Source organism: Chitinophaga sp. (genome assembly GCF_036566945.1).
Classification (GTDB): Bacteria; Bacteroidota; Bacteroidia; order Chitinophagales; family Chitinophagaceae; genus Chitinophaga.
In genome coordinates this window covers 1-6,447 of record NZ_DATCVJ010000110.1, presented here as the reverse complement: position 1 = coordinate 6,447, position 6,447 = coordinate 1, and the positions used below count along the sequence as shown (strand labels likewise).

Annotated in this window: 2 protein-coding genes; both read left to right on the top strand. The window is 46.2% G+C overall.

The genetic code is table 11. The features are described 5' to 3' along the window. The coding region (locus VIP81_RS03245; RefSeq protein ID WP_331957041.1) for an ATP-binding protein at positions 1-2,919 on the top strand (2,919 nt) is incomplete at its 5' end. Between the two features lie 201 nt (positions 2,920-3,120). Further along, positions 3,121-6,312 (top strand): TonB-dependent receptor, encoded by a 3,192-nt coding sequence (locus VIP81_RS03240; protein WP_331957040.1) that lies wholly within the window; start codon positions 3,121-3,123, stop codon positions 6,310-6,312. Positions 6,313-6,447 lie beyond the last annotated feature (135 nt).

The following is a 6,447-nucleotide window of genomic DNA, read 5'->3' as shown; positions in this document are numbered from 1 at the left end:
CAACCCCTCAACAACAACAGTATCAGTAACTATGTGATCCTGAGTTTATATGTAGACGATGACAACAGCCTATGGATCGGGTATTATTTTGGAGGGCTCGACAACTACCGAAATGGTGTATTCACGCATTACCGCACAGATACCACGGGTAAGAGTCTGGGTAGTAAAACCGTCTGGAAAATTTTTAAAGACAGTCAGCGGAACTTCTGGATAGGCACGCTGGGCGGAGGCCTCGACAGATTCGACCAAACTGCCGGCATCTTTTATCATAACAATGTAAACACCCCCAACTCGGTGCATTCCAACTATATCACCGATATGACGGAGGATGCAAAAGGAAACCTCTGGATTTCCACCGCCTATGGTGTGGATGTATTGGACAAAGCAAAAGGTGTGTACATACACTATCTACGCGAAACACATCAGCTGAGCAACGACAATGCCAGCTCCCTGCTGCGCGATAGTCGCGGTATCATGTGGGTAGGTACCCGCGACGGACTGAATGCATACAATCCGGAAAAGCAACAATTCGTTACGTTCCGCATGCAGGACGGCTTACCGGACAATAATATTATTTCCATACTGGAAGATAACGATCACCATCTATGGGCAAGTACCTCCAACGGGTTAAGCAAAATAGTGGTACAATCTGATCCAAAAGGTACAATTAGTATCAACTGTCATAATTACGATGAAAAAGATGGCCTGCAAGGCAATGCCTTTAACGTAAATGCGGCACTCAAACTAACATCAGGTGAGTTGTTGTTTGGCGGCGCAGATGGATTCAACATCTTTGATCCGGCCAAAGTAAAGCAGATCAGGCGCGAGCCCCCTATTGTGTTTACCAGCCTGCAACTCTTTAACCGCACCATTGCTGTAAATGAAAAACGAAATAACCATGTGATCCTCCCGGCTGCCATGCCGGAAATAAATGAAATTGTGTTACGACACAATGAAAATGATTTCTCTATCGATTTTGCCGCACTCGATTTTACCAACACCGATAAAAACAGGTACGCCTATACGTATAAACTGGAAGGCTTTAATAAAGAATGGCAAACAACAGATGGAAAGTCGCGCCGGATCACCTATACCAACATCAACCCCGGCAACTATACCCTGTTACTAAAAGCGGTGAGCGACGACAATACACAACCCTGGAAAGGCATTTCCCTGCGTATCCGCATATTACCTCCATTCTGGGCGACTCCGCTGGCCTATGTATGTTATGTGTTGCTCATTGCAGCTATTTTGTTATTGTTACGGAAGATTGTATTGCAGCGCGCCCAACGCCGCTTCGCATTACAGCAGGAACGGAGAGAAGCGCGGCAGCTGCACGAACTGGACATGCTCAAGATTAAGCTCTTCACCAATCTTAGTCATGAATTCCGAACGCCGGTATCGCTGATACTGGCGCCGCTGGAAGAAGTGATCTCCCACGAAGAAGACCACACCTTCAGGCATAAGTTATACCTGATACGCCGCAATGCCAAAAGGCTGCTCTATCTGGCCAACCAGTTAATGGATTTCCGGAAGATGGAAATGCAGGAGCTGAAGTTAAATCCGGCCGCCGGCGACATCATTGGCTTCATCAGAGAGGTGGTATATTCTTTTACAGATTTGGCAGAACGCAAGCAGGTGGAATTCTTTTTTCATGCAGACAATGAAACATTATATACCAGTTTTGACCACGATAAAATTGAACGGATTCTTTATAACCTGCTCTCCAATGCTTTTAAGTTTACGCTGGCAGGAGGTGTTGTAAAGGTATTGACCAGCTTCACCGCAACAGGTGACCAGGCCATGCTGGAAATTAAAGTAATCGATACCGGTATCGGCATACCGCCGGAAAGGCACGAAAAGATTTTCGAGCAGTTTTTCCATAGCGATTCGCCCGGTGGCTTTGTAAACCAGGGGAGCGGCATAGGACTGGCAATTACGAAAGAGTTTGTGAAACTATGTAAAGGCAGCATCCGGGTAGACAGTGACGGGAATAAAGGTACCTGCTTCACGCTGGAGCTCCCATTTGAAATACTGCCAGCGGCCACGCAACCGGAAGTGGAAGCGATGGCTGAAATGATCGCTGCAGATATATATGAACAACCAATACCCGAATCACTGTCACCGGAAATACCCGCTCCATCAAAGAAGGAAGAAAAACAAACCGTGCTGCTGGTAGAAGATAATGACGACTTCCGTTTTTATCTGAAAGAAAACATGAAAGCGTTTTACAACATTATTGAAGCACCGGACGGTTTAACCGGCTGGCAAAAAACATTATCTGCCCACCCCGACCTGGTAGTAAGCGATGTAAACATGCCGGTGATGAATGGCATTGCCTTATGCACAAAAATCAAAGGCGATACCCGTACCCGGCAAATTCCGGTCATATTACTCACCGCCCTGGCCGGGGAGGAAGAACAGCTGCGGGGATTGGAAAACGGCGCCGATGACTATATCGTAAAACCTGTCAGATTTGAAATAATGCTCTCCCGCGTGCGTAACCTGCTGACACGCAGGGCCCCCGCCAAACAAATGATGATACTCCCCCTGCCTGCCAACACCGGTACCGGCACCATATTATCGGCAGACGAGAAATTTATGCAGAAAGCCCTTGAAATTGTGGAAAAGAATCTTTCTAACGCAAATTTCTCTGTGGAAGAATTAAGCAGGGAACTGTTCATGAACAGGGTATCTGTTTACCGCCGCATTTATGCCATCTCCGGACAACCACCTATTGAATTTATCCGCGGAGTACGTTTACAACGCGCCGCTCATTTGCTGATTCAAACAGAAATGAATGTTACCGAGGTGGCCTATGAAGTTGGATTTAATAACCCGAAGTACTTTACAAAATATTTTAAAATGGCTTACAACATGCTCCCTTCCGCCTACGCAGCCGCGATGAAGAAAGAATAACTGCAACAAAACAACCCTTAAAAAGTTACATTTAATACCCCCGGCATGCAACATAATAGCCGGAATTATAAACATCCTGCTACCCTATGTTCGTGGTAATAGCCATAACTTCATTTCCATTACCACGAATGAATAAGTCTATGAAGTAGCAAACCAAAATCGACACTCGATTCTTTTTTAAAAATTTTAATTTCTCCACGTATGAAAAGAGCCAGTATTACTGGAAGGCCATTCCTATGGGTATGGCTAACGATCACGTATTGTGCCTTTGCCATTACAGCAAAAGCGCAAAATCTTCCTCCATCAGGAAAAAAAATTACCGGCACGGTCACCGCTCACGAATCAGGACAACCTGTTCCCGGCGCATCCGTCATCTTTAAAGGCACCAACAACGGTGTCGCCACAGATCAGTATGGCAAGTTTAGCATCGCTGCCGCTCCCGGTCAGGTATTAGTCTTTACGTCTATCGGATTTACTGCTAAAGAGATAAAAATAGGCGATGCCGGTACGCTGAATGTAGTACTGACAGAAACCCGGAGTTCCCTGCAGGATGTAGTAGTGGTCGGTTATGGTACTATGAAGAAAACAGATCAGAGCAGCGCGCAGGTATCCATTTCTTCCGCAGACATTAACAAAACAATTAACACCACCTTAGATCAGGCATTACAAGGTCGTGCTGCAGGTGTATATGTTACCCAGAATTCCGGACAACCCGGCGGCGGTATTTCGGTGAATATCCGCGGTATTAATACCATTGGTAACACCAACGAACCCTTGTACGTAATCGACGGCGTACAGATACAACCCGCCACCGTTTCCTATGGTGCTACCAGCTCTGTCAATCCACTCGCGGGCATCAACCCTTCCGATATTGAATCCATGGAAGTATTGCAGGGCCCTTCTGCTACGGCAGTTTATGGCTCCCGTGCTACCAATGGTGTCATATTGGTGACCACCAAAAGAGGACAACAGGGATTGAAAGTGGGCTACAACTATCTCTATTCCGCGCAGGAAAAACCGGAAGCAGTGAAGGTCATGAGCCTGCAGCAATTCGCTATTATGAACAACGAAATTGCTGCCCAGTTGAACCGTACACCCATAGCGGAATTCAAAAACCCAGCTGTACTCGGTGAAGGTACCAACTGGCAGGAATCGCTCTTTAAAGTATCTCCGCTACAAAAACACCAGATCACTGTCAGCAATGGTACCAAAACGACCAATTATTATATGGCAGGTGAATATTTTAGTCAACAAGGGGTATCTGCCGGATCTAATTTCAACCGGTATTCCTTCCGTCTGAATCTCGATAACAGGGCTTTCGACTGGCTTAAATTAAGCACCTCCCTCAACTTCTACCAGACAAAAGAAAAACTGGCTTCTACCAGTGAAGATGTGATCCGCAATGCCATCAACCTGGCGCCCAATATCCCGGTGAAAAATGCCGATGGTACCTGGGGTGGCGCTACAGAAAATGAGTATGGTTCCAATGCAAAGTTTGCTCCGCTGAATCCACTGGCAATCGCCAATCTGGTGGACAACGACTATAAAAGAACAGGTGGTTTGGGTGGCATCAGTGCGGAAATCAATATCATTCCCGGCCTCATCTTCCGCACCAGTTTTAACGGTAATTTCGAATATGCAGATGGCAGCAAATTTACGCCTACCTATAAGCTGGGATATAACTCCAACGAAAATGCCAGTCTGAGTATCAGTACCAACAAAAATTTTTACTGGAACCTCAACGAACTGTTACAATACAATAAAACATTTAAGAAACACAACATTGGTATCATGGCAAGCCATGAAGCGCAGGCATGGAATTACCAGAGCTTCAGCGGTACCCGTACCGGCTTCGCCAGCAACGAGATCCCTTCTTTTAATCTCGGTAATGCCCAGGGCCAAACCACCGGCAGTGGCAAAGGTTCCGGTGCATTGGAATCTTATCTCGGACGTATCAATTACGTATACAACGATAAATACATTCTCCAGCTGGCAGGTCGCGCAGATGCTTCTTCCAACTTCGGAGCCAACAATCAGTGGGCATACTTCCCATCCGTATCCGCAGCGTGGCGGTTAACCGGTGAACCCTTCATGAAAGATATTTCTTTCATCAACGACCTGAAAATACGGGCAGAATATGGCACTACCGGAAGTACAGGCAGTGGCGGACAATACTCTGTGCTCGGCGCAGTAACTACCCCCTGGGGAACTGGCTTCAAATCCAACGTATATGGTAACGCAGACATCAAATGGGAAGCCACTACTACCAAAAATATCGGGCTCAATGTAAGTGTGCTGGATAACAGGATACAACTCGAAGCGGATTACTATATCAAGAAAACAAACAATCTCCTGCTGCAAAATCCACTGCCTGCCTACATGGGTACCCAGGCGGAAGGCAGCATTACTTCGCCTACAGTAAACATCGGTACGTTACAGAACAAAGGTTTCGGCATCACGCTGAATACGGTAAACATAAAGAGTAGCAGTGGGTTTGTGTGGAGAACCAACTTCAACATCTCCTCCTTCAAAACAAAAATTACACAGTTCTATTCAGATGCAGCAGTGATTAACCGCTCCGCATGGTATATGAACAGCTTCACTACCCAAACGGCGGTAGGTCAGGCGCCATGGCTGTTTTACGGCTACATAGCCGATGGATTATTTACCTCTGTAGATGAAATCAACCAAAGCGCTATTCCTGCAAAAGCGGATGGCAGCCGGCTGGATGTATCGAAAGACGGCGGCGTATGGGTAGGCGACATCAAATATAAAGACCTGAACGGCGATGGTATCATCGACTCACGTGACCAGACTTTTATCGGCAACCCATGGCCTAAGTTTACATTCGGACTGTCTAATACCTTTTCCTATAAAGGGTTTGATCTGAACATCCTGATCACCGGCACGCAAGGCAACGATATTTATAATTACCTGCGCTTTGAGAATATGAATCCCAACAACGTGAACCTGGGACGCAACCTGCTGGTAGAAGCATTTGATTATGCCCGTGTAACAGGTGATGGTACAAAAGCCTCTTTGCAAAATCCGGGTACTACCGTACCAAGAATTACCGGCTCTGATGTAAACGGCAATGGTAACCGCTTCACCAATCTGTTTGTGGAAGATGGTTCCTATCTCAGGATCAAAAATATTCAGCTGGGGTATACCCTTCCTGCTTCGCTCATCAAACAACAACCGGTGATTAAAGCAGTGCGGTTATCTATCGGAGTACAGAACCTGGCCACATTTACAAAGTACAAAGGATACGATCCGGAAGTAGGCGCCTCTCTTGGCAAAGAAGTACAGTTGAGCAGCCAGTTCTATGGCGTGGATGCCGGCCGTTATCCTTTAACACGGATGTATTCTGCCAGCGTAGGTGTTGATTTTTAATGCAGTAAAAAAATTACCATGAACAATCATTTTTATAAAAGATATCTGACCGCCTTCACATTATTGGTTATCCTGGGTAGCTGCAGCAAAAGCTTCTTAAACAGACCCCCGGAAGATGGTTTTGTGGACGCCAAT

Coding starts and splice junctions, on each gene's coding strand:
- VIP81_RS03240 (WP_331957040.1), top strand. CDS start 3,121: ATGAAAAGAGCCAGTATTACTGGAAGGCCATTCCTATGGGTATGGCTA.